18 protein-coding genes and 1 tRNA gene are annotated in these 25,947 nt (G+C 43.5%); 8 read left to right on the forward strand and 11 right to left on the reverse strand.

The window, feature by feature from the left end; translation table 11 throughout:
* Positions 1-154 precede the first annotated feature (154 nt).
* Positions 155-844, forward strand: coding sequence for a type 2 periplasmic-binding domain-containing protein (locus CTT31_RS14500; protein WP_010374665.1), 690 nt, complete (start codon positions 155-157; stop codon positions 842-844).
* Here CTT31_RS14500 and CTT31_RS14505 read toward each other — a convergent pair.
* Both CTT31_RS14505 and tyrS read right to left on the reverse strand, forming a co-directional pair.
* Positions 828-1,079, reverse strand: coding sequence for a DUF1289 domain-containing protein (locus CTT31_RS14505; RefSeq protein WP_017216497.1), 252 nt, complete (start codon positions 1,077-1,079; stop codon positions 828-830). The genes CTT31_RS14500 and CTT31_RS14505 overlap by 17 nt on opposite strands.
* Before the next feature lie 304 nt (positions 1,080-1,383).
* Positions 1,384-2,583, reverse strand: a complete 1,200-nt coding sequence (tyrS, locus tag CTT31_RS14510) for a tyrosine--tRNA ligase (protein WP_260491505.1) — start codon at positions 2,581-2,583, stop codon at positions 1,384-1,386.
* Positions 2,584-2,734: 151 nt separating this feature from the next.
* On the opposite strand from tyrS, the gene CTT31_RS14515 reads away from it, so the two are divergent.
* Positions 2,735-4,075, forward strand: coding sequence for a peptidoglycan DD-metalloendopeptidase family protein (locus CTT31_RS14515; RefSeq protein WP_010374659.1), 1,341 nt, complete (start codon positions 2,735-2,737; stop codon positions 4,073-4,075).
* 61 nt (positions 4,076-4,136) lie between these two features.
* On the opposite strand, the gene CTT31_RS14520 is transcribed toward CTT31_RS14515, so the two are convergent.
* Complete coding sequence (locus CTT31_RS14520) at positions 4,137-5,450, reverse strand: M20 metallopeptidase family protein (protein WP_039493939.1); 1,314 nt, start codon at positions 5,448-5,450, stop codon at positions 4,137-4,139.
* 128 nt (positions 5,451-5,578) lie between these two features.
* Between CTT31_RS14520 and CTT31_RS14525 the strand changes: the two genes are divergently transcribed.
* On the forward strand, positions 5,579-6,790 hold the full coding sequence (locus CTT31_RS14525; protein WP_211858497.1) for an HD-GYP domain-containing protein: 1,212 nt from the start codon (positions 5,579-5,581) through the stop codon (positions 6,788-6,790).
* On the opposite strand, the gene CTT31_RS14530 is transcribed toward CTT31_RS14525, so the two are convergent.
* Both CTT31_RS14530 and CTT31_RS14535 read right to left on the reverse strand, forming a co-directional pair.
* Positions 6,787-7,776 carry a general secretion pathway protein GspB gene (locus tag CTT31_RS14530; RefSeq protein ID WP_260491506.1) on the reverse strand — a complete coding sequence of 330 codons (990 nt, stop codon included), beginning with the start codon at positions 7,774-7,776 and terminating at the stop codon, positions 6,787-6,789. The two genes, CTT31_RS14525 and CTT31_RS14530, sit on opposite strands and share 4 nt — an antisense overlap.
* 8 nt (positions 7,777-7,784) lie before the next feature.
* A complete protein-coding gene (locus tag CTT31_RS14535) occupies positions 7,785-8,699 on the reverse strand; it encodes an ExeA family protein (protein WP_130125811.1) in 915 nt (304 codons plus the stop codon).
* Between the two features lie 90 nt (positions 8,700-8,789).
* Here CTT31_RS14535 and CTT31_RS14540 point away from each other — a divergent pair, with 90 nt between their 5' ends.
* The 3 genes from CTT31_RS14540 (at position 8,790) to CTT31_RS14550 (ending at position 16,146) form a co-directional block, all read left to right on the forward strand.
* On the forward strand, positions 8,790-9,890 hold the full coding sequence (locus CTT31_RS14540) for a tRNA nucleotidyltransferase (RefSeq protein ID WP_260491507.1): 1,101 nt from the start codon (positions 8,790-8,792) through the stop codon (positions 9,888-9,890).
* A gap of 464 nt (positions 9,891-10,354) precedes the next feature.
* Positions 10,355-13,279: a TonB-dependent receptor domain-containing protein gene (locus CTT31_RS14545; protein WP_260491508.1), complete on the forward strand. Its 2,925-nt coding sequence runs from the start codon at positions 10,355-10,357 to the stop codon at positions 13,277-13,279.
* Positions 13,280-13,464: 185 nt separating this feature from the next.
* Positions 13,465-16,146: an ATP-binding protein gene (locus tag CTT31_RS14550; RefSeq protein ID WP_260491509.1), complete on the forward strand. Its 2,682-nt coding sequence runs from the start codon at positions 13,465-13,467 to the stop codon at positions 16,144-16,146.
* Here the strand turns inward: CTT31_RS14550 and rimI are convergent.
* The 3 genes from rimI to CTT31_RS14565 all read right to left on the reverse strand — a co-directional run bounded on the left by rimI (position 16,138) and on the right by CTT31_RS14565 (position 17,011).
* A complete protein-coding gene (rimI, locus tag CTT31_RS14555) occupies positions 16,138-16,584 on the reverse strand; it encodes a ribosomal protein S18-alanine N-acetyltransferase (protein WP_211858508.1) in 447 nt (148 codons plus the stop codon). The genes CTT31_RS14550 and rimI overlap by 9 nt on opposite strands.
* A complete protein-coding gene (locus CTT31_RS14560) occupies positions 16,574-16,870 on the reverse strand; it encodes a hypothetical protein (protein WP_260491510.1) in 297 nt (98 codons plus the stop codon). Before CTT31_RS14560 ends, rimI begins: the two co-directional genes overlap by 11 nt.
* Positions 16,871-16,934: 64 nt before the next feature.
* A tRNA-Trp gene (locus CTT31_RS14565) sits at positions 16,935-17,011 on the reverse strand.
* 555 nt (positions 17,012-17,566) lie between these two features.
* On the opposite strand from CTT31_RS14565, the gene CTT31_RS14570 reads away from it, so the two are divergent.
* A complete protein-coding gene (locus tag CTT31_RS14570) occupies positions 17,567-17,695 on the forward strand; it encodes a hypothetical protein (RefSeq protein WP_258662949.1) in 129 nt (42 codons plus the stop codon).
* 399 nt (positions 17,696-18,094) lie between these two features.
* On the opposite strand, the gene CTT31_RS14575 is transcribed toward CTT31_RS14570, so the two are convergent.
* The 3 genes from CTT31_RS14575 to guaB form a co-directional block, all read right to left on the reverse strand.
* Complete coding sequence (locus CTT31_RS14575) at positions 18,095-20,740, reverse strand: tetratricopeptide repeat protein (protein ID WP_260491511.1); 2,646 nt, start codon at positions 20,738-20,740, stop codon at positions 18,095-18,097.
* A gap of 557 nt (positions 20,741-21,297) precedes the next feature.
* On the reverse strand, positions 21,298-22,872 hold the full coding sequence (gene guaA, locus CTT31_RS14580; RefSeq protein ID WP_260491512.1) for a glutamine-hydrolyzing GMP synthase: 1,575 nt from the start codon (positions 22,870-22,872) through the stop codon (positions 21,298-21,300).
* A 105-nt stretch (positions 22,873-22,977) separates the two neighbouring features.
* The gene (gene guaB, locus CTT31_RS14585) at positions 22,978-24,447 is read right to left on the reverse strand and encodes an IMP dehydrogenase (protein ID WP_010374639.1); all 1,470 of its coding nucleotides are present in this window, start codon (positions 24,445-24,447) and stop codon (positions 22,978-22,980) included.
* Positions 24,448-24,578: 131 nt separating this feature from the next.
* Here guaB and xseA point away from each other — a divergent pair, with 131 nt between their 5' ends.
* The gene (gene xseA / locus CTT31_RS14590) at positions 24,579-25,916 is read left to right on the forward strand and encodes an exodeoxyribonuclease VII large subunit (protein ID WP_260491513.1); all 1,338 of its coding nucleotides are present in this window, start codon (positions 24,579-24,581) and stop codon (positions 25,914-25,916) included.
* Positions 25,917-25,947: the final 31 nt, after the last annotated feature.

The raw sequence follows: 25,947 nt of genomic DNA on the forward strand, positions 1-25,947 counted from the left end.
TTAAGCAAAGGAAAGCTCAAGTGTATCACAAGGCTGTCTGTCTATTGCAGCAAAATCTAGTTTTGATTAAAGCGCGATAGCGTGCCCTTTATTGTAAAAATTATGTATACTTAAATGCATAAAAATCGCTGAGTGACCCACCGAAGGAGTTGGATTGAAAACCGTATTACTGTGTTTACTAATGATTATTTCAACTGTTGCACACGCTACTAATGAACTGCCAAAAGTTATGCGCTTCAATAAACCACCGCAAACTCCACAAGCGCTCTATGTGATAGAGCTGATGGAAATGGTTTATCAATCTCTCGGAATAGAGTTACGCCTTGAGGAGTTTAATCATAAAGGCTCTTTAATTGCAGCCAACGCAGGAAACTTAGACGGACAGCTAGCTCGAGTTGCCAGTGTGGAGAATGAGTATCCAAACCTGCGCCGTATTGACTATCCCTTATTTCAGTTTAATTTACAGTTATTCACCCTATGTGCTCACTGCGAGCTTAACGAAATCAAATCATTAACGGTCCGCAGCGGCTATCCCGTCGCAACAACTTATTTGGCTGAACACCATACCACAGCCTATGTTATTGGCGTTAAAAGCGCGGTGGCACAGCTTAACTTAGTCATGCAGAAACAGGTTGAAGGCGCATTGATACTCGACTTTCACTTAAAGCCACATCTAAAAAACATAAATGAAGAAACATTGCAGATAAAAAATTTAGCCGTCGTTGAAAGTTTCCACTTTGTACATAAGCGTAACGAACAACTAGTTCCACTTATCAAAGCAAAATTAGAGGAGTTTGAGCGACAAGGAATAATAAAAATGCTTAAAGCTAAATATCAAATTTGAAGTTTTCCCCTTTTTGATCATCATCCATATGCTCTGATTTTGACTTTCGTTGCAGGTACCTTTTATAACGTTGCTGACACAACGAGATAACTTTACGCTTTTGCTCGTTATTCAAATTATTCCACTCAAAGCGCTCCTCGCGACTGCGATAGCAACCTTTACAATAACCGCGATTATTTACCTGACAGATCCCCTTACACGGACTTGGGATCTCGAATATCTCAATTTGTTCCATGTATGCGCTACACCATTAACCCTAACCTAAGCATACTGGCTAGGGTAAACTCTGCCAAGGTGTAATTCTGATAAGCTTGCTTGCATTCAACAACACTCGAATAACGTTTATGATCAAAATCAATCAACGTTTGAAGGCAATTTTTGCAGCTTAATTAAGAATAAAGTTTGCGTGGGAATAGGCGAAATTGAAGCGGGAATTGACTTGTCTTGAAAAAGAGCGATAACCGCTCTTTTTTTCTCAAATTAAAAAGGCTAGTCACTCGCTAGCCTATCCTTTTTAAGAGAAGTGTAGGCAAACTAATTTAGTTTACCGTTACTTTCGCAAACTTACGCTTACCTACTTGATAGATTTCGCAAGAACCTTTGGTAACTTCTAATTTAGTATCCGTAACTTTGTCTTCGCCGTTAAGTTTTACTGCGCCTTGCTTGATCATGCGCATCGCCTCTGAAGTACTTGCCACTAAACCCGCTTCTTTTAGCAAGTTAGTGATAAACGTGCTTTCGCCCTCAATAGTTACGGTGACTTCAGGGATCTCATCAGGTAAGGCATTTTTTTGGAAACGCTTGATAAAGTCTTGATGTGCCGCTTCAGCGTCAGCTTCACTGTGGAATCGAGCAATCATTTCTTTTGCAAATTCAATCTTAATGTCACGAGGGTTACGGCCGCCCGTAACTTCTTCTTTAAGTGCAGCGATATCATCCAGTGTTTTCGCACTTAGTAATTCGTAGTAACGCCACATTAAATCATCAGAAATCGACATCACTTTACCGAACATGTCGTTTGGCGCGTCAGTAATACCGATGTAATTACCTAATGACTTAGACATTTTCTGTACGCCGTCGGTGCCTTCAAGTAGCGGCATCATCAGTACGGTTTGCGGCTTTTGCCCTTCGTCTTTTTGTAGCTCACGACCCATTAATAGGTTGAAGCGCTGATCGGTACCACCGAGCTCAACATCCGCCTCTAATGCAACCGAGTCCCAACCTTGAACCAGTGGATATAAGAATTCGTGGATTGCGATTGCTTGGCCATTTGCATAACGCTTTTTAAAGTCGTCGCGCTCAAGCATACGCGCCACAGTTTGACGTGCAGCAAGCTTGATCATACCGGCCGTGCCTAATTTTTCCATCCATTCTGAGTTGAATGCAACGGTGGTTTTGGCAGGATCAAGGATTTTGAAAACCTGTTCTTTGTATGTTTCTGCATTTGCCAGTACATCTTCACGAGTGAGTGGCTTACGAGTTACATTTTTGCCCGTTGGGTCGCCAATCATACCGGTGAAATCACCAATCAAGAAAATCACCTCATGGCCTAAGTCTTGAAAGGTTTTCATTTTATTGATTAGCACTGTGTGTCCTAAATGCAGATCAGGTGCTGTTGGATCGAAACCCGCTTTAATACGTAGTTTTTTACCTGACTTCAGCTTTTCTTTTAATTCATCTTGCAACAGAATTTCTTCTGCACCACGGCTAATCTCTGCAAATGCAGTTTCTAAATCCACTATTCTCACTCCAACAGCTATAACTTGTAATCGCTCGATTCTAGCCTATATTTATCCGAGTTTAAATGCACAAAACGCTGGTATTACGGGTTTATTACGTATATCCTGCAATATTATCTACAATAATTCTTGACAGCAGAAAAGGCGCATTATGGTTCATGTGGTTCATAAGCTCCCCAAAAAGCACAAAGTGCTCATCATCGGCTTCCTATCTGCGATGGTCGGAATTGCCCTGATCCCCTCTGAAAAAGCAACGGCTTCAAAAGACAATGACGGAAAAGCTTTAGAAGTTGGGAAACGTTACGAGTTGCCAGTAAAAATATCAGAAAAAACAGAGCAACTTACTGAATTAGATGCAGCGCCAGTCATCACGCCTGAGTCTGCCCCTAAGCAACCTGTATTTGAATTTAAAGACCACGAAGTGAAGTCTGGCGACAGCCTAGCCGTGATTTTTAAACGCGCAGGTTATTCTGCCAAAACGTTACACAATCTGGTCAATACCAACGCAGAAACCCGTAAGCTGACTAAAATCCACCCGGGAGAAGTGCTTAGCTTTGCTAGCAATGATGGTGGTGAATTAGCTCAATTAAAATACATCTTGTCAAAAACGGATACCTTATTGGTCACCCTAAACGACGAGGGTAGTTACGAAACCAAAATCGAAAGCAAAGAAATTGAAAGTCGCGAAAAATCAGCGGGTGGCGAGATCAGTTCCAGCTTCTGGAGCGCCGGTATTTCAGCGGGTCTTAGCGAACGTCAAATAATGAACTTCGCCGATATTTTTGGTTGGGATGTCGACTTTGCAAACGATATTCGTAAGGGCGACTCTTTCGCATTAGTGTTTGAAAAGCACTATGTAGACGGTGAAGAAATCGGTAATGGTAAAATTATTGCCGCAGAATTTATCAATCAAGGCGAGCGTTACAGCGCGGTTCGTCATACTGATGACGAGTTCTATACCCCTGAAGGCCGTAGCATGAAAAAAGCCTTCTTAAGAGCACCGGTTAACTTCAAATATATCAGCTCCAGCTTCAATCCGCGTCGCCTTCACCCTGTGACTGGCCGAGTATCTTCTCACAATGGTATAGACTATGCAGCACGCGTAGGCACACCGGTGGTTTCCTCTGGTAACGGTAAAGTACTCAAGTCAGGTTACAATAAACTCAATGGTAACTATGTGTTTATTCAGCACGGTAGCAAGTATGTGACTAAGTACTTACACTTGAATAAACGTGCAGTGAAGACAGGTCAAAAAGTGAAGCAAGGACAGAAAATTGGTACTGTCGGCTCAACTGGCCGCGTGACAGGTCCTCACCTTCATTATGAGTTTTTGGTGAACGGCGTACACCGAAATCCTAAAACGGTAAAACTGCCGAAGTCTGAGCCATTACCTCAGTCTGAGCTCGCTAAGTTCAAGCCCATTGCAGATGCGATGCTGGTAAAACTAGAGCGCAATAGAGAGTTAATGCTTGCTGCAGCAAATAAAGACTAAAAACTAAAAAGGTAGCCGAGGCTACCTTTTTACTATGCGAGATAAAAATGCTAGATAAAGCTTATTTTTGATTAAACAAAGCAAGTGCACTATTGCTCATCGCTCTTACTCCAGTTGCGATGGCAATAGGATAATCTGGTGCAAATTTACTAGAATGCAATGAAGGTAAAGGCTCTCCGCTTTTTTGTGCCGCATCGAATACCGCTTGATTAACACCACCTAGCCAAAAAATGGTAATTGGTACATTGTCATCAGTACGGCCATATAAGCCGAAATCTTCACCAGCCATCACAGGCTGAGATTGTTCAACATTTTCTGCACCAATTTCCTGCTTAATGGCGCTAGTTACAAACTCAGCCAACTCCGGATTATTATACGTAGATGGAATGCTTTCGCTTTCATGAACGATAACCTCAGGCACAAGACTGTCTTCCAATCCTGCACTGTGTGCTATACCTGCAGTCAGACGTTTGATCGCCGCAATTTGTTGCTCTCGTACATCCGGATTATAAGAGCGTAGCGTCAATTGTAGTTTCACTTCGTTTGAAATAATGTTGTGCTTAGAGCCACCGTGAATAGAGCCTACTGTGATCACCGACGGCTCTAACGGAGAGATCTCTCGTGACGTAATGGTCTGTAGTCCTAGCACAATCCGCGAGGCCAGTACCACAGGGTCGATGGTAGTATGTGGATAGGCTCCATGCCCCCCTTTACCCTTGACAATGATGTCAACTGAATCAACATTAGCCAGTGCATAACCCGGTGCGATCGCCACTTTACCGGCAGGAACCGCAGCACTTACATGCAAACCAAGCACATGATCGGGTTTAGCAAACTGAGTATACAACCCTTCCTTTAACATGGCTTTTGCGCCGCCCCCCACTTCTTCAGCGGGTTGAGCAACTAACATCAATGTACCTTGCCACTTTTCCTTGTTAGCCATTAGCTGTTTTGCCGTGCCGATTAAACTGGTCATATGGATGTCGTGACCACAACCGTGCATCACACCAACCAAATTCCCCGCATCATCTTTCACTTTAACTTTTGATGCGTACGACTTTCCTGTTTCTTCAATAATTGGCAAACCATCGGTATCGGCTCGGATCATCACCGTTGGACCATCACCGTTTTTGAGCATGCCGACAACACCAAAACCACCCACATTTTCAGTCACGTCATAACCTAGTCTGCGCATTTCATCCGCCAAACGCCCGGCTGTTTTTTCTTCTTTATAAGAGAGCTCAGGGTTTTGATGTAAATGTAGGTACAAAGATTCAAGTTCAGGCATAGACTCTGCAACTTGTTGTTTCAAATTAGCATTCGCATGCCAAGACAAAGTGGCAATGAGACCTAATGCCAAGGGAGATAAGCGCATAAGATAGACTCCTTTTTGTTTCTTTCAGGATGCGGGTTTATTGGGGGAAAATCAATCATATTTATATTTTAATCCTTTCTATTTTACCAAGCTTTGCTACGCTTAAAGACACAACTAAAGGAATCCTCATGCCAGAGATTAATATTAATATCAGTGATTTAGAGCCGGGTATGTTTGTTGTCGGTGTGACAAAGCAGACAGGCTCAGTTGCGATTAAAACCAAGGGCTGGGTGAGAACGAAAACAAGCATTACAAAGCTACAAAAGAGTGGTGTTTTAGAGGTAACGGTCGATCCCAGTAAGCGCCTTTCAGAACACGACCCTCACGATGAACCTCCTCATGATGAAAATATAGAAGAGCCGCATAAACCAGAGCATGATCCTTGGCAAACCAAGTGTAGTGTTGACGCAGAAATGCAACACGCAGTGACGCTTTACGACGAAGCAAAAGCAATTCAAAGCAAAGCGTTCGCGGATATTAAAGCGGGTAAAGCGATAGAAATAGAGGCTTTTAAAGCAACAGCAAGCGGCTTTATTGACTCCGTATTTCGCAATCAAGATGCACTTTCCTGCATTGCTCGGATCAGAGAAAAAGACGCCTATCTATTGGAGCACTCTATTAATGTTTCTATCTTAATGGCTATTTTCTGTAAGCACCTTGGTTACTCAAGAGAATTAACCGAGGAAATGACCACAGGCGCGCTACTCCACGACATTGGTAAGATAGAAATTCCTGATGATATTTTACATAAACCAGGAAAATTAAGCCTTGATGAGTACCACATCATGAAGTCTCATGCTAAATATAGCTTTGATATTTTGCTCAATGCGGGTCTTGGACGAGTTGCTTGCGAAATAGCGGGTTACCACCACGAGCGCCTCGATGGGACAGGGTATCCTTATGGCAAAACTGCGGATGAATTACCACAGCATGTCAGAATGGCCGCTATTGTAGATGTGTATGACGCATTGACCGCCGAGCGCGTCTATAAAGAGGGCATGACACCAATTAAAGCCTTTAAATTAATGCGTGAAGGCTGCCCTCACCATTTTGACGAACAACTACTAAGCCGGTTTATTGCTTGCATTGGCGTATACCCTGTGGGCACCCTAGTAAAACTCACTAGTGGTAAGGTCGGTGTTATTGCCCAAAGTAACCCCAAAACACCTTTAAAGCCCGTCGTGAAAGTGTTTTATCACGCTAAGCACATGCATTACATTGAAGTTCAGGATATAGATTTAAGTGCGAAAAAAGCAAATGATGAGCTAGAGTCGGCGGTCAAGCCTGAAGAATTCAAGCTTGACCTTATTCGGTTTTTTAAACACTCAATGCTGCCTTAATATGAAGGCGGCCAATCCTCCATTGCCTCAAGGCTGAATTCAATCCCGTCAAAATCAAAACGTGTTTGCTCTGGTGTAATTTCTACAACGGTCAAAGCCCCTAGACTATCACCCTCATATAAAGGTCTATTGTTTATTTTTATCCACCGCTCATGGGAGTCAGTAGCATAAATATGCGCTTGATAACGCAAGCTTGGAATACTATTTTGCAATTGAGCAGGCAACAACGCGATGGGCGTAGCTGAAGCAGAGTCCTTAGTCGTAGCAAGCACCTCAGGCTCTTCATGCGGTGCTGTTTCTTTTACCGCCTCGGCAAAGGCTTTTTTAAGTTCTTCTGATACGCCAGCAAGTTCGTCATCTTGTGGTTTTGGCTTAGCACCAAATACACGGTAGCCCGCATATTCACCAGCCGTTTGGATTTCTCCGGGAGATGAGTCTTGAGTAACCTGATTAGGTTGAATGGCACCCGATGTCGGGACAGGGGCAGGAACAACAGCTACAGCTTTAACAGAATCTACCGGTACCAATTGTTGTTGATATAAAGGCTTGCCTTGGTTATCAACACCAATTTGCACAGACACCCACTGGAAATGCTGCTCAGGCTCAGCAGTTTGCGCCGCTAGATTAGGATTAACAGTGTTGTTTGTCGCTGAAGTAGTGGTTGGTGTACTCACTTCTTGACTAGCAACATTAGCCTTTTTCACCTGCTGATTATTCTCCACCGCAAGATCTGTAGCAAGCTTAGCTTGCTCTTCTTTTTTCGGCTCCACTTTAGACGTTGCTGCTAGTTGCACTTCCGCGGGGGTCGTTATCTTACCAATATAATAGCCCGCCCCAAGTGAAGACAGAGACAAGAGACCCGCACCGGCATAGGTAACGAGCTTTTTATAGAAAATGAGTTGGGCGTCTTGACGTTGACTCAAATAATCCTGCTCTGCATCTGCGCCTTGTTGCGACTGTTTCATTGCACTTGTTAAATACGACATGTTTCCCTCTACACCAACTTTGCCAAGCCAAAGCCTGCAACAAATAACACACCAAGCCAAGCCGTAAACAATAAAGGCACGCGATTTTTTTCTTGGCTTGCAACTGGCACTAAATTAGTGGGTAGCGCCTCTTTTGCAGCTTGAACAGCGATTGCTTTCGTTACCTGAGTTTGTGACGCCGAGTACGCACCTAATAAACACCTGTCGGCCAACAAGTTTATTAATCTTGGGATCCCAGCTGTCACTTGATGTACATAGGCTACCGCATCGTGGTGAAACAACGCTTGCTGACAACCTGCTTTTTGCAGTCGGTGCTGTATATAAGCAAACACTTGCGATTCGCTAAGTGGTAGCAAGTGATAACGCGCAGTGATCCTTTGTGCCAATTGACGTAGCTCGTTGCGCTGTAACAAATGCTGTAGCTCTGGCTGACCTACCAATACAATTTGTAGCAATTTTTTATGATCTGTTTCCAGATTAGTCAGCAGCCTAAGCTGTTCAAGCACCTCTGGTGCTAAATGCTGAGCTTCATCAATGATCAACATAGTATGACCACCACTATGATGGTTCTCTAACAATCTATGCTTAATCACATCGGTAAGCGATTTTAACGTGGCGTTGTTGCTGTCATAGTCAATTTCCAACTCATCACAAATCGTCGCAAGCAGTTCAAGCTCTGATAGTGATGGATTAAGTATAAAAGCAACCTTCGTTGATTCAGGTAATTGAGCCAACATGCTGCGTGTCACTGTGGTTTTCCCCGTTCCCACTTCACCTGTCAGTAGCACAAAACCGCCCGCGTCACCCAACCCATAGGTTAAGTGTGCAAGTGCTTCCTTGTGACGTTCGCTAAGGAATAAAAATTCAGGATTTGGAGCAATCGAGAAGGGTTTTTCAGTTAACCCAAAATAGCGTAAATACACGACTTGTCTCTTTATTGTTATGATGCGCTCTATAATGGCAAAATCCGGTTCAAGATAAAACCTCGAATCGCAGAAAATGGAACATAGAAAATGAAAATCTACCTCGTCGGCGGTGCAGTTAGAGACGAACTGCTAGGACGCCCAATAAAAGAAAGAGATTATGTCGTCGTTGGCAGCACACTCGAGCAAATGAGCAAACTGGGTTATCAGCAGGTTGGTAATGATTTTCCTGTGTTTTTACATCCAACGACCAAAGATGAGCACGCACTTGCGCGCACTGAGCGTAAAAGTGGTCAAGGATACACTGGGTTTATTTGTGATTTTGGCCCAGAAATAAGCTTGGAAGAAGATTTGATTCGCCGAGATCTTACCGTTAATGCAATTGCTAAAGATGATGATGGTTCACTTATCGACCCTTATGGCGGCCAAAAAGATTTAGAAAGCAGAATATTACGCCATGTGAGCAGTGCTTTTAGTGAAGATCCACTTAGAGTGCTGCGAGTAGCGCGTTTTGCAGCTCGCTATAAAGAATACAACTTCACCATTGCCGCTGAAACTTGGCACCTTATGCGAACCATGGTTGCTAACGGTGAATTAAAAACCTTAACCAAAGAGCGTATTTGGCTAGAAATAGAAAAGACAATCCAAGATAAAGGTTTGGGGCACTTTCTACATACCATTTGGAGGCTCAGTGCGCTTGATGATGTCACTCCATATATCCCAACATGGGATGAAGCAGCCTATGACAAATTCCAAAGCGCACTCTCTAGACTTGAAAAGAATGATGAGCTGGATGGGTTAGCACAATTCAGCCTTGCCTGTTACTTTTCGGGTACTAGCTTGGTTCAGTTAGCGCAAGCAAAACGATTCAAAGTACCTAATAGTTACATAGAAAGCAGCAAAGAGCTCATCACAAATCTCGATTTATTGAGCAAGGAAAATAAAACACCGGAGGATTGGCTTATTATATTACAAAATATTGACGCATGGCGCAGACCTGAGAAATTAGCGCGTTTTTGTTATATTTGTAGCAAGGTAAGTGATAATTTCCGCGTGCTTTGTGACAAACTTACACAGAACTTTTTAGCAACTCGCAACATAGACGTACAAGAGATCATCGCAATGGGCTATCAGGGAAAGACTATTCAAGAACAGCTCAAACTCAGACGCCTAAAAGCTATACAAAACTAGCCATCTACCGTGAAAAGATAGGTTAATTTTCAGCCTATCTTTAAAAGTTCCCACAAAAATGATCTCCAAAATATCAAACGCTCATTTTTAACACAGTGAATACTACATAAAAATTACAAACACAGCTACAAATACGCTCAAAATTACCGCTAAAACTTATACCATCCCTATCAAATATAAAATTATTGTTTTCAAAACAATAACAGCATTTGTAAACACTCACTAACCGTAAATAAAAGATGACACAAAGACTCAGCGCAACCACATGATTAATAAGAATAAAATCAAAACAGGAACAACAAAATCACATATTACACCTTTTATAAACATCATACACATTTAGACAAAAGCCATATTTAACAATTGTTTATGGTAAAAACGCTGCACCTATATTGCGATATCTCCTCTTTCAAATGTATGGAAAGAGTTGATCGTCGTTATAAACAAAGTAAATAAGGGTCAAAATGTTGAAGAAGTTAAATCTAGTTACCGCAGGTATCCAAGTTGCTTTAGTGGCTGGTGCCGTAAGTAGTTCAGTAGCTGTTGCAAACGAACAGACAGAAGCAAAATCAGTAGAGCGTATTCAAGTTACAGGTTCTCGAATTAAACGTATAAACCTAACTTCGCCGACTCCAGTTACCGTTATCGGTGGTGTGGAGCTTGAAAACCAAGGCATCACAAACGTAAATGACCTTTTAGCTGAAATGCCTCAAGCAACAGTTGGCCTATCTCCAGAGAATACTACTAGCTATATCTATGCATCAGGCTTAAATACAACTGACCTACGTGGTTTAGGTTCAGAGCGTACATTGGTACTAGTTAATGGTCGTCGTTTTGTACCAGGCTCTGTTGGTGATACTGCTGTAGATTTAAACAACATCCCTACCTCTATTATTGAGCGCGTAGAAATCGCAACAGGTGGTGCAGCAGCAGTATACGGTGCTGACGCTGTGGCTGGTGTTGTAAACATCATCACGAAAAAGTCATTCGATGGTGTAGAAGTTGATGTGTCTACAGTAAAGCCTGAACAAAGCGGTGGTGAGGAATATTTCTTCTCTATTACAGGTGGCCAAGAACTAGAAAAGCTATCTTTCATTACCTCTTTAAACTACACCAAAAATGAAAGCTACGCGAAACTAGACCGTGACTTCTTCAAGCGCGGCATGAGATCTATCTCTAACCCTGCAAATACAGGTGGTAGTGACGGTATTCCTGCTGATATCGAGTTTAATCACCCAACAGCACTTGGCTATTACTCAGAGCGTGGTGACTTCTTTGCTTGGACTGGTACAAAGACACGTGAAGCGTTTGAGAACCACCACTTCACTTTCGATGAAGACGGTACAATGCGTCCATTCGATTACGGTCTTGGTCTAATTGATGATCCTAACCCAGCTATTTCAAAGCGTGCTGCTGGCCGTTACACGTACGACGAAGCAAACCCTGGTGATGCTATCTTCAGACACGGTTATAAAGATTATTTCCGCACACCTCTTGAGCGAATGATCGGTACTCTTTACGGTACTTATGAGCTGAATGATGAACATGCACTAACATTTGATGCGACTTATTCTAAGACAGAAGCAACGACTGAAAGTAGCCCTGCATTCTTCTCACACACAATCCGTCGCGATAGCGCATTTGTAAACGATGCCATGGGTAAAGTGATGGATGACGCAGGTCTAGACTCTGTAACACTTTATCAAGCAAACGAAAACTTATGGGGTGACCGTAAGTACAACCAAGAGCGTGAAGTATTCCGTTCATCAATTGGTGCGGAAGGCATCATTAACGATGACTGGAGCTACAGCACATACTTCCAATTCGGTCGTATCGAACAAGACACGCTGTGGACTGGTGAAGTTTATAAAAACAACCTAGCTAATGCGATTGACTCTGTATTAATCGATGGTCAAGTTGTGTGTGCTACCCGTGATGCTGACGGTAACGTGACTGGTGCACGTGAAGGTTGTGTACCATTCAACCCAATGGGTGCAACAAGCGCAACTCAGGAACAACTAGGTTACATTTCAACGACTGCAACTCGTTTTGCAAGACACGACCAAGCAGTATTTGGTGCAACGGTTGATGGTGTATTATTTGAATTACCTGCAGGTTACGTAAGTGCAGCGTTTACAGCTGAGCACCGCCGTGAAGTTGCTAAGATCCGTCCATCTGAAAACATGGAGCAGGGCCTTATTAAAGGTAACTCAAGCCTACCTATGGATGGCGAAATCGAAGTTAAAGAATTCTCAGCAGAGGTTTCTGTACCACTACTGATGGATGAGTTCCTAGCTACTGACCTTACTTTTGAAGGCGCATACCGTTACATGGATTACTCTGTAACAGGTGGTGACGATGCTTGGAAACTAGCACTAAACTGGGGTGTGACTGACGAACTACGTGTACGTGTAAACCGTTCTAAATCGGTACGTGCGCCAAACTTAGGTGACCTGTTTACTCCAAACTCTAAAACTTACAGCTCAGGCCGTGCAGACGTTTGTCGCGCAGATTCAATTGCAGAGTTAAGCAGTGACTACAAGTACAGAGATAACATCATCAACAACTGTCAAGCTGCTGGTCTAGCTGCTGGTTGGATGCCTTCTGATGAATGGTTATCTGGTGGTAGTTTACCTGGTTACATTCAAGGTAATACTGAGCTGAAAAACGAAGTATCTAATGACTACACTATCGGTGTAATTTACACGTCAGAGTTTGTTGAAGGCTTGGATCTTACTGTTGATTACTGGTCATTTGAAATCGATGGTGCAATTGAGTACTTTGGTCGCGACAGTATTAAGCTATGCTACGAAGCATCTTCTCTAGATAACCCGTTCTGTAGTAACTTTGTTCGTAACAAAGATACTGGTGAAATTGAGAACTACTATGCGCGTCCAATTAACGCAGCACAAATCACCAAAAAAGGCATGGACTTTGAATCTGCATACAAATTTGACGCATTAAACGGTGAGTTTGCACTTAAACTAACTGCGACTTATTTGATTGAAGATAACCAAAACTCAACTGGTCGTGCGGAAGACTTCCGTAACTACATGGGTGAAACGGATGATGCACCACGCTGGAAAGGCCGTTTCAGCGCGCTATACACGCATGATGATTCTGCATACGTAGTAACAGTAAACTATCGCCACAGCACTGTTGAAGATAACGAGTGGACACCTGAAGATAACAACTTCAATGAGGTTTCTTCTTACACTACTGTAGATTTCATGTATAAAACTTACTTGGTTGAAGATCTACAACTACGTGTTGGTGTAAATAACGTGTTTGATAAAGAGCCACCTCGTACACCTTATACATACGATGATGGTGAATTCTTCGATGTTAAAGGTCGTCGTCTATCACTAGGTATGAAGTATAACTTCTAATCTGCTGTAAAATTTCGATCCGAAAGCCTCCTTTATGGAGGCTTTTTTATTTAGCCCCCCACCTTTTATCGTATTTTCGACGCAATTGGACAAACTTGAGTATTCACCTCTCCCCGCTTATGATTTAATACTCATGTTAATTTTTTTGTCATTAAGATTTCGTGTAGCAAGGCAGCTAGTTATCCATGAAAACAAGCAAGTTAAGTATTCGACTCCTTTGGTATATCACCCCGCTTGTGATATTACCCTTGCTGTTTCTTGGCGGATTTACGCTCACGAATGTAACTAGTGCAACGCAAAAACAAGCCAAGCTCATTGTTAGTCGTTTCGTTGAACAACAACAGCAGAAGATGTTCAATTATATTGAGATCTACCAGTCAACAACAAAACTGCTCTCAACCTCTCCAGTACTTAGTGACTTTCTTAATTCGGCCAACCTTGAAAGGATGGAAAAAACCAAACGTTTAGGTGCACTGATGGATGTATTTGCCAGTTATAGTGAAGCCTACCCAGATATTATCAGCATCAATCTTTTATCTCCCAATGGCAGAAGCTCCGCATTTTATTCCAGTAACTTGGGTGAAGCGCCAAACCTCTACCCTTTCGCCAAACAGATCATGCAAAGTAACTTGCGCCAACATCAATTTATGGTTGCCTCAAGTGCAGGTACACAGCTGTATTTTGTCCAGCAAATCTACAGCGTAGATTACGAACTCAAGCAACCTAGACAACAAGGTTATATCGTCGTACAAGTCTCTCCTTCTCTTTTAAGTACCAGTATTCTCGAAGCACCGTACGACAATACGCTAAACCTATTAGTGAGTATTGATGGTGAAGTGTTATTCAGCTCAGATACGAACCTCATTGGCCACTACTTAAGCGCCAGTGAAATAGAAGAAATTGGCTATATTGCTGACCTTGGCCAATTAGACTCTACCGTTATTCATAGTATTGATAATGTGGAAAGGATGACCTACAGCGCGCAACTAAGCGGAGGCTACTTTTATATTTCAACGATCCCCAAGTCGCTACTTTATCGCTCTGGTAAAACTATTAGTCTGATCACAGCATTGATCGTTATTCTATCTGTCGTTACATTGCCCATTTTGATTTTTATCGTGGTCCGCAACCTGTTGCTCAACCCCATAGAATTACTGGGAGAAGCGAGCCATAGAGTCGGAGATGGTGACCTAATGGTGGCGCTACCGGAGCATAACAGTGACGAAGTTGGCATCCTTTTCCGAGATTTCAACCATATGATCGGCCAAATTCGTACCTTTCAGCGAGAGCTTGAGGATTACAAAGAGCACTTGGAAGAAAAAGTTGAAGACAGAACCAAAGAGTTAGAAGAAACCAATAGCAAGCTAGAAGTTGCTATTGTAGAAGCCGAGCAGGCAAACCAGCTTAAAAGCCGCTTTTTAGCTAACATGAGTCATGAGATACGTACCCCGCTGACTGCTATTATGGGGTTTACCGAGCAGCTTATACAGCATCCTAATTCTCCAACCTCAAAACAGCACCTAGACACAATTTTAAGAAACTCTAAACACCTTTTAGAACTTATCAATAATATCTTAGACCTTTCTAAAATTGAGGCTGAAAAGCTGGATGTGGAAGAATCAGAGGTCTTGGTAATGCCACTCATCAATGATATTGAATCCATCATTGAACCGATGACGAATGAAAAACTACTGAACTTTTCCACAGAATTTATTCTACCCTTGCCTGACAAGCTTTACACCGACATTACTCGCTTAAAACAAATCTTGCTTAACATCGCAACAAACGCGGTGAAATTTACTGAGTACGGTGGCGTTCATTTAAAGGTGGAATTTAAACCAGAATCTGAAAAGTTTATCTTTAGCATCAAAGACACCGGAATTGGCATGTCACAAAATGAGCTAGAGCGCGCATTTAAGCCTTTTGAGCAAGCCGACACAACAACAACTCGACGCTTCGGTGGCACAGGGCTTGGCCTTTGTATTTCAAAGAATTTAGCACAACTGCTTGGCGGTGACGTGCATGTTCAAAGCCAACAAGGCACAGGAAGCTTATTTTCTGTTGAGGTCTCTGGTAATTTCAAAGAGCGCTCGTACTCTTGGCTAAACGCACTTGAGCGACCAAAACAGCCGGATAACGGTAAAACCCATATTGCGGCGGTAAAAGAGCTTGATGCCAAAGTGCTTGTTGCGGAAGACAACCCCGATAACCAAGAGCTTATTACGCTGCTACTGTCTAACTGGGGCATAGTTCCTGATATTGCTAATAACGGTGCTGAAGCGGTTGAGATGGCGCTGGTTGAAGACTATCAACTGATCTTAATGGATATGCAAATGCCAGTCATGGGTGGTGAAGAAGCAACGCAAATGCTCAGACATGCCGCCTACGATGGACCAATCATCGCGCTTACTGCTAACGTAATGAAACACGACATAGACAACCATATTAAAGCAGGGTGTGATGCCACTCTAGGCAAACCGATAGATAAAGAATTGCTAGGTAAATTGCTACTAGAGTACCTTGAACTTCAAAATGACAAGTCCTCTTCATGGGATGCCTTATTAAAAACCGAAAAGTTCTTACAAATAAGTCGTAATTATGTCGAAAAGCTACCGTCACAGCTAATTGAGCTGCAAAAGCTTTACGATAAACAAGAATGGGAGTCTTTAAGGGCACTGGCACATAGTATCAAAGGCAGCGCGGGTTGCTTTGGCTTTATGAATATTCATGAAGCCGCAGGGGAACTAGAAACAAGTTTGCAAAAAACACAAAACAGTAACCGCCATTACTATTTGCTTAAGCTCACTGAGGCTATGCGCTATACCCTATCAATAGACCAGCCAACGGATAATAGTCACTTAGGCTAATGGTAAAGCCATTAGCATTGCATCTTCACGACCATGAGTGCTCGGGTAGTAGTTTTTTCTCAAGCCCATTTCGACAAAACCATAGCGATGATATAACGCGATTGCTGTAGTGTTTGACGCTCTAACTTCAAGGAAGATATTTTCTGCCTGCAAAGCCTCTGCTTGCGCTAACAAATCTTCCATTAATGGCTTCGCGTAGCCCTTACCTTGATAATTAGGACGAATACAAATATCCATCAAGGTTAAGTCTGGGCCCGCACGCTCTGCAACGTAGAAGCCCACCAGAATATTACCATCGACAATAGCCGTATTAAAGTAACGACCATGAAGGCAAGACTGCATGGTTTTCTCACTCCAAGGAAAAGCATGACAAGCTTGTTCTACTTGCATAATCTCATTAAGTGGAAATTGCAGTAAACCACCTTGCTTAACTTGCATCTTGTTGACTCCAGATTATTTGCCACAACTCACGCTTTTGAGCCGTACTTAGTTGTGCACTCGGTAAACTTAATTGGTTATTCTCAAGTGAAATCGTGTTGCCCATGACAACCTCAATTTTTCTACCCATTGCCAATTCAAAGTCCTGCAACAAAACAGCTGGTAAAACGACTTGCTGAAGCTCATTCACATCAGTAGCAACAACAGCGTTAGGGTCAAGATGTGCAAATGTAGAATTTAGCTTTAGCGGTACAATATCGAGAATATTTGCGTAAATCGGATTCATAGCTAAGCAGCTTAATTTTTTAAGGGAGTTTACTTTGAAAATATGCGAAGTGCAAAATAAGAAGTGGCAGGGGCGGCAGGACTCGAACCCGCAACCATCGGTTTTGGAGACCGCTGTTCTACCAATTGGAACTACGCCCCTGCAATGTCGACGCATTATAAAGCGCTTTTTTGAAAGGTAAAGTGAAAAAATCACTTTTTTGATTCAACTGCTTCTAAAACAAGCAAAACGGCGAATATTTATCATATTCGCCCTTTTCTTAAGCGGGTGCTAACTCATTTTAGAGTCATTATTCCCACTCGAATATCAATGAGCAGGAAATAAATCTATATAACAGCTAGTTAGAAAAGCGCTCGTTATCGCTACCATCATCTATACTATGCACAGAATTTTTTTGATTTTTTATTGCTCATCGGCGTTTTAGTTCAGCTTTTGCCCAAGCTGAGGACTCTGCCATATCACGACGAAGCTCTTTTTCTCTTCAATACTCAGCCGTCGCGGACCCGAGGCAATTCTATGTATCTTATGCCTCCAACTGATCACCATACATTTTAAGTGGTTCGTCAAACCGAGAGTTACCAGCAGAGAACTTAGAGGATATTTTTTGATTGTTTTTCATACAAACCTTGAAAACCATCAATACTGCTCAAAGATCACACAACGAGGAATAACCTCGTTAAATAAAAGGATCAAATCATGGGTTTGAAACCAGGACCAAAACCAATTGCCAAATCGACTGGCAAGCCAGATCAACGTCGACGTGACAACAAAAAAACGCCAGGAAACACTCCAGGCCTAAAGCCGAGTAAATCCTCGAGCAAGTAACGCCACCTCAATATCGGGTCAGTGTAAGCGGTACTGACTCTTGTTGCTAAAACCCAAAACCCGAAACCCGCTTCTGCCCCAAAATGAGTCTAGTCGAGTGTCGCAAATGAGCGAATAGAAGATCTCTGGTCTTTATATTGAGAAGCACTGCAATTGAACATTTACTATGATTCCATTGCTCAGCTTTTTGTCGCATTGGCGACGGCAACCAAAGAGGGGCTGCCGCTTACCCTTCTCTGGACTCTCCCAGCGCCCCTAAAATTATGTTTATTTTCAGGCGTGATAAAAGGGTGAAAGGGTGTCGCCTGTTAGGTTTTTTTCAATGCTGCAAGTTGCAAGAGACGACTCCATTTTTCCGATAAGCTGCAAGAGACGACCCCACTTTCACTTTCAGGTAATCTATTCGCCGCTAACTTTAAGCTCTTGCTGATAAAAGACCCACTGCTGTTCAATGATTTCACGGAAGACTTTGTCTTGTTCTATAGGATGGATATCTAAATCCTCAAGCGTTCCTTGGTACAAGGTTTCACCACCATCCACTTCTGCGCGTAAAGCCTTCGCTAACACCTGCTCGGATCCTTCAAGTTGACCTAATAACGCTAAGGCGTATGCCTTGTTGCCAATACAGATACCAGAGGCATGTTCGCGAATCGCCAATTCAAATTTTTCTAAGGCCTGATTGAGGAGTATGTTAGCACCGTCAAACTCACTTTTCTGAATCAGTGGCTTACTCTGGCATAGCAAGGTAAACCCAACTTGATTAAGAGCCATCGCAACCTGCTCTCGCAAAGCCGGCGTTTGGTCGTCACCAACGTAAGCGATTAAGTCATTGTAGGTTTGGATGGCTTGCTCGGACTGATTTAGCTGGCCTTGCGTAATACCTTTGTTGACCATAGCCTTCACAACCTGCTCTCGCAAAGCCGGCGTTTGGTCGTCACCAACGTAAGCGATTAAGTCATTGTAGGTTTGGATGGCTTGCTCAGTCTGATTTAGCTGGCCTTGCGTAATACCTTTGTTGAACATGGCCTTCACAACCGGCTCTCGCAAAGCCGGCGTTTGGTCGTCACCAACGTAAGCGATTAAGTCATTGTAGGTTTGGATGGCTTGCTCAGGCTGATTTAGCTGGCCTTGCGTAATACCTTTGTTGAACATGGCCTTCACAACCGGCTCTCGCAAAGCCGGCGTTTGGTCGTCACCAACGTAAGCGATTAAGTCATTGTAGGTTTGGATTGCTTGTTCGGACTGATTTAGCTGGTCTTGCGTAACACCTTTGTTGACCATAGCCTTCACAACCTGCTCTCGCAAAGCCGGCGTTTGGTCGTCACCAACGTAAGCAATTAAGTCATTGTAGGTTTGGATTGCTTGTTCGGACTGATTTAGCTGGTCTTGCGTAACACCTTTGTTGACCATAGCCTTCACAACCTGCTCTCGCAAAGCCGGCGTTTGGTCGTCACCAACGTAAGCGATTAAGTCATTGTAGGTTTGGATGGCTTGCTCAGGCTGATTTAGCTGGCCTTGCGTAATACCTTTGTTGAACATGGCCTTCACAACCGGCTCTCGCAAAGCCGGCGTTTGGTCGTCACCAACGTAAGCGATTAAGTCATTGTAGGTTTGGATTGCTTGTTCGGACTGATTTAGCTGGTCTTGCGTAACACCTTTGTTGACCATAGCCTTCACAACCTGCTCTCGCAAAGCCGGCGTTTGGTCGTCACCAACGTAAGCAATTAAGTCATTGTAAGTTTGGATGGCTTGCTCAGACTGATTTAGCTGGCCTTGCCTAACGCCTTTGTTGAGCATGGCCCTCACAACCGACTCTTGCAAAGCCGGCGTTTGGTCGTCACCAACGTAAGCAATTAAGTCATTGTAGGTTTGGATGGCTTGCTCAGGCTGATTTAGCTGGCCTTGCGTAATACCTTTGTTGAACATGGCCTTCACAACCGGCTCTCGCAAAGCCGGCGTTTGGTCGTCACCAACGTAAGCGATTAAGTCATTGTAGGTTTGGATTGCTTGTTCGGACTGATTTAGCTGGTCTTGCGTAACACCTTTGTTGACCATAGCCTTCACAACCTGCTCTCGCAAAGCCGGCGTTTGGTCGTCACCAACGTAAGCAATTAAGTCATTATAGGTTTGGATTGCTTGCTCAGACTGATTTAGCTGGCCTTGCGTAACGCCTTTGTTGAGCATGGCCTTCACAACCGACTCTTGCAAAGCCGGCGTTTGGTCATCACCAACGTAAGCGATTAAGTCATCGTAGGTTTGGATGGCTTGCTCAGACTGATTTTGCTTGCCTTGGGCTAGGCCTTTAGCAAATAACGCTCTGCTGGCGAAATCTTTCAAGCTTGGATCAGTATTAGATCCGATATAACCCACCACCTTTTCAAAAGCTAAAAGTGCAGATCCGTAGTTTTTGTCATTAAAATCTTCTCGTGCTTTATCAAAAATAGTTTGCACATGAATAAGCTTTCCTTGGATTTCTTGTTGCCCGTGGAGCTCGTCAAACTTAGTCGAATACTTTTTTAGCTCGTCTTTGAAATTTTGTTCTTGTGCTTCAAGAAGACACTGACTTTCTGATTTGATGTATTTCTGCGCTTCTTTTTGTGCTTCTGCAACCGCACGTTTTTTAGCCGTAAAGCCTAACAAGATAGCCGCAACTGTAATGATAGCGCCAAAAACAGTCAGAATGAGACCCCACATATTGGTATTCCAACTAACGTCGCCAATCCTACGGTCATAAGATGCCAGTTCTTTAGCTTGGTTTTCAGTCTGTGCGGTTAGCTTTTCTTTCATTTCAACAAGCTGAACTTGCAGCCTATTTAGCTCTGCCTCGACATTTTTTAAATCGCTCCTGCTTACATTCTGTAACTGTAACGTCGCTTCAAGTTTTGCGCTTTTCGCTTGCAGCTCAATAAGCTGACCAATCAGCCAAGTTTGCTCTACTACTGCTTGAGATTTTACAGCGGCTTGATTAGCTGCATCAGAAGCAAAACATGTTGAAGGGCTGAGCAATCCGATAGAGAACGTCAAAAATAAAATTAGATAGCGCAAAACGAGCATCCTTGTCCGACTACTGATACATTGGAAAAAGCGTTAAACGCGCAAAATACGCTGCCTCAATATACGGTAGTTAGGTTTATTTAAGTCATTGAATTATATAGTTGGTGTGTTGACTAAAACAAGCAGTTTTTAGTCCCTAAAAAACCAATAGGTAATCATGGGGTCACACATTAACGCGGTAAGTTGGGCTTTCTTATCATCATTGTCGGGAGGCGTGTTTCCGCTACTTACCCGACCAACGTAGTTTAAAAAGTAGCATTAAAGATCTGCTTCTGGCACTGAGCCGTCCTTTCGGCTCAAACTCATTTCTGTCCAGAAACAAGTTACAGCTTCACCATAATCGGTTTGATATATGTGAAATGAGGTGCTGTGTACCCACGGCCTCCAAAAAATAGCAGGCCAGCATCACTATAAACATCACTGCGAAGAACCCAAATACCTCCGCAAGGTTTTTAGGAAAGTAAAAATTCATAAAAAAGGCCAGTCAGAAATACTGACTGGCCTTTTCTTAATCTAACGAAAGCTAGGTCAGGTTTTTACCACCAAGCTTATTCCCACTCAATTGTCGCTGGCGGCTTACCTGATACATCGTAAACCACGCGAGAAATACCATCAATTTCGTTGATGATACGGTTTGAAACGTGGCCTAGTAGCTCGTATGGTAAATGCGACCAACGTGCTGTCATAAAGTCGATAGTTTCAACACAACGTAGTGAGATCACCCAATCGTATTTACGTGCATCGCCCATCACGCCAACAGAGCGTACCGGTAGGAACACAGCGAATGCTTGAGATACTTTGTGGTATAGGTCCGCTTTATGTAGCTCTTCAATGAAGATAGCGTCAGCACGGCGCAGTAAGTCACAGTATTCTTTCTTGATTTCGCCAAGTACACGAACACCAAGACCTGGACCTGGGAACGGGTGACGATAAAGCATGTCATACGGTAGGCCAAGCTCTAGACCAATCTTGCGAACTTCATCTTTAAATAGTTCACGTAGTGGCTCAACCAGACCAAGCTCCATATCTTCAGGTAATCCACCCACATTGTGGTGAGATTTGATCACATGCGCTTTACCTGTTTTAGATGCTGCCGATTCGATAACATCAGGGTAAATTGTACCCTGCGCTAGCCATTTCGCGTTTACGCGCTGGCTGGCTTGCTCATCGAATACTTCAATAAAGGTGTGACCAATTGCTTTACGTTTGTCTTCAGGGTCATTTAAACCGTTAAGCGCGTTAAGGAAACGCTCTTCAGCTTCTACCTTGATGATGTTCAGACCAAACTTATCACCGAACATATCCATTACTTGCTGGCCTTCATTCAAGCGTAGTAGGCCATTATCAACAAATACACAGGTTAGTTTGTCGCCAATCGCACGGTGAATAAGCATTGCAACCACTGATGAATCAACACCACCAGATAACCCAAGGATAACTTCATCATCCCCTACTTTCTCTTTGATACGCTCAATTGCATCTTCAATGATTTGCTCAGGCGTCCATAGTTTTTCACAACCACAGATATCAATTGCAAAGCGCTCTAGTAAACGCAAACCTTGCTGAGTGTGCGTTACTTCAGGGTGGAACTGTACACCGTAGAAACGCTTTTCTTCCCAAGACATTGCCGCATGAGGGCAAGTATCCGTTTTCGCTGAAGTTTTGAATGTATCTGGAATTTTAGCTACTTTATCGCCATGGCTCATCCACACGTCTAGGTAACCTGCACCATCTTCGATGTGATCTTCAATCGCTTCAAATAGCTTACAGTCACCTACTTTCTCTACTTTTGCGTAGCCGAATTCTTTTTTATCTGAGCTATGTACCTGACCACCAAGCTGCATTGCCATCGTCTGCATACCATAACAGATACCCAGTACAGGCACACCGGCTTCGAATACGTAATCTGGTGCTTTTGGGCTACCTTCAAGCGTTGTTGACTCTGGGCCACCTGATAGAATGATACCTTGAGGATTGAACTCACGGATTTGCTCTTCTGTCACATCCCAAGCCCAAAGTTCACAGTAAACACCAATTTCACGTACACGACGTGCAATTAGCTGAGTGTATTGCGAACCAAAGTCTAAGATCAAAATTCGGGAATCGTGGATATCTTTGCTCATTGATAATCTCGTTAGTTAGGAACTAAACAGGATAAAGCCGCATTGCGTCTCTATCAAAAGTAATAAGGGCTAGCAACTTGCTAGCCCAGAAACACGCCTTGAGGCTTAACCCATACGGTAGTTAGGCGCCTCTTTGGTGATCTGCACGTCATGTACGTGAGACTCACCCATACCCGCAGAAGTCACACGAACAAACTGCGGCTTAGTATTTAATTCAGTGATAGTTGCACAACCTGTTAGACCCATTGCACTGCGAATACCACCGATTTGCTGATGGATAATCGTTGCGATTGGTCCTTTGTATGCTACGCGACCTTCGATACCTTCAGGTACTAGTTTGTCAGCAGCATCGCTCTTCTGGAAGTAACGGTCAGACGAACCTTCTTTTTGGTTCATCGCACCAAGAGAACCCATACCACGGTAAGACTTGTAGTAACGGCCTTGGTATAGTTCAACTTCACCAGGAGACTCTTCAGTACCCGCCAGCATTGAACCTACCATTACGCATGAAGCACCAGCAACTAGCGCCTTCACGATATCGCCAGAGAAACGGATACCACCGTCAGCAATCACTGGAATATCACGGCCTTTTAGGCCTTCTACTGCATCAGAGATAGCTGTAATTTGTGGTACACCACAACCCGTAACGATACGAGTAGTACAGATAGAGCCTGGGCCGATCCCCACTTTAACGGCATCTGCACCAGCATCAGCCAATGCAATTGCACCTTCAGCTGTTGCGACGTTACCTGCAACGATTTGTAGTTCTGGATATACTTCACGTGTTGCTTTAACACGGTCAATAACACCTTGAGAATGGCCGTGAGAAGTATCGATTAGTAGTACATCAACACCCGCTTCAACTAAAGCAGCAATACGCTCATCAGTACCAGCACCAACACCAACAGCAGCACCAACACGAAGACGGCCTTGCTCATCTTTACATGCGTTTGGTTTATCTTGCGCTTTTTGGTAATCCTTAACAGTGATCATGCCTTTTAGTGCAAATGCATCATCAACCACTAAGATTTTTTCGATACGGTGTTCGTGCATTAGGCCAAGGATCTCTTCACGAGATGCGCCTTCTTTTACTGTCACTAAGTCATCTTTCTTAGTCATGACCGTTGAAACTGCTTTTTCTAGCTTAGTTTCGAAACGCATATCACGGCTAGTTACAATGCCTTCAAGTTGGTTGTTTGCACCAACAACCGGGAAACCTGAGAACCCTTTGTCCTGTGCAAGCTCCATTGCTTCTGCAATCGTAAGATCAGAAGTAACCGTCACAGGGAAAGAGATAATACCCGCTTCATACGTCTTAACTTTACGTACGTTGCGAGCTTGCTCTTCGATAGTCATGTTTTTGTGGATAAAACCAATACCACCTTCTTGTGCCAGAGCGATCGCTAAGCGCGCTTCTGTCACTGTATCCATTGAAGCGGAAACAAGCGGTAAGTTTAATTCAATCCCACGAGTCAAACGCGTTTTCAGGTTTGCTGTGTGAGGAAGAACAGTTGAATGAGCTGGTACTAAAAGTACGTCGTCAAAGGTAAGGGCTTCTTTTGCAATTCTTAGCATGTTCGCGGCTTCTCTCAAGTGAACTGAGTATAAGGAATTGCGTGCGAATTTTATCAGCGTTCCTTATGGGAGTAAATAAAATTTAGCAAAAAATGTGATAAAGTGACTGTGAATTTTTTATGGAGGCCAACATGGGATACCCCAATAATAATAAAACCTATTCTGTATCAAGACTTAACAGAGAAATACGCTCGCTCTTAGAACAAGGTTTTGCCTCTGTACAACTTACTGGAGAAATTTCAAACTTTGTTGCTCCGGCCTCAGGGCATTGGTATTTTTCTCTAAAAGATGACAAAGCACAGATAAAAGCGGCCATGTGGCGAGGTAATAATCGTTACTGTAACCACCGCCCTGCCAATGGTCAGCAAGTAATGGTACAAGCTAGAGTGTCAGTGTATGAGCCACGAGGCGACTATCAACTGATAGTCGAGCAAATGGCCCCTGCCGGTGAAGGTTTGCTCAAGCAGCAATTTGATGCCCTCAAAATGCAGCTGGCCGCAGAAGGCCTGTTTTCAGCTAGTCACAAAAAGCCTTTGCCAAGTGTCATCAATCGCGTGGGGGTCGTCACCTCAGCGACAGGCGCTGCCATCAAGGATATTTTGACCGTACTCAAACGCCGTGCCCCGCAGTTACAGGTCGTTATTTATCCGGCCCTAGTGCAAGGCGATGACGCCAAACAGCAGATTTGCAAACAAATCGCTCAAGCGAATGCAAGACGCGAGGTAGACGTATTGATCGTTGGCAGAGGTGGCGGCTCATTAGAAGACTTATGGAGCTTTAACGAAGAATCAGTCGCAAGGGCTATTTTTGCCAGCTCAATTCCGGTGATAAGCGCAGTGGGCCATGAAATAGATACTACCATTTCCGACTATGTTGCAGATGTCAGAGCGCCAACTCCATCGGCGGCCGCCGAATTAGTGAGCCCAGACTCAGAAGCGTTAAAACAACGTACTTCGCAGTTACTACAATATCTCAATCAAGCTTTTAAACGTCGCCTTGAAGGTGCATCACAGCGTTTGGCAAATTTTGAAGCCCGACTGCAGTTACAACACCCTAAGAATCAACTTATGCAGCAAACACAGCGAGTTGATGAATTAGAACAGCGATTAATTCGTGCTCAAGCCCATCATTTACGTCAAAAGCAATCGCAATTCCATCTGCTGCAACATAGATTTGATCGATTACATCCAGAGCAAAGAATTGCTCAGTTCAAACAACTGGTCGCACAACTCGGTGATAAGTTGCAGTATGCAATGGAGCAAAAGCTTAACACACAAAGACATCAACTCGCGGTATCAAGCGCAAAACTAGATAGCGTCAGTCCACTGGCAGTGTTAGCTCGGGGCTATAGTATTGCCAAGCAGGAAGATAAAGTGATTAAGTCAGTGGCGGATGTGAACCCAGAAAAGCCGATAATTACGCAACTGGCTGATGGGGAGGTAGTGTCTATGGTAAAAGCAACCCAGTAAGCGGATATAAAAATGGGGAAGCGATTTCCCC

This window comes from Pseudoalteromonas maricaloris (assembly GCF_024746855.1).
GTDB classification, from domain to species: domain Bacteria; phylum Pseudomonadota; class Gammaproteobacteria; order Enterobacterales; family Alteromonadaceae; genus Pseudoalteromonas; species Pseudoalteromonas maricaloris.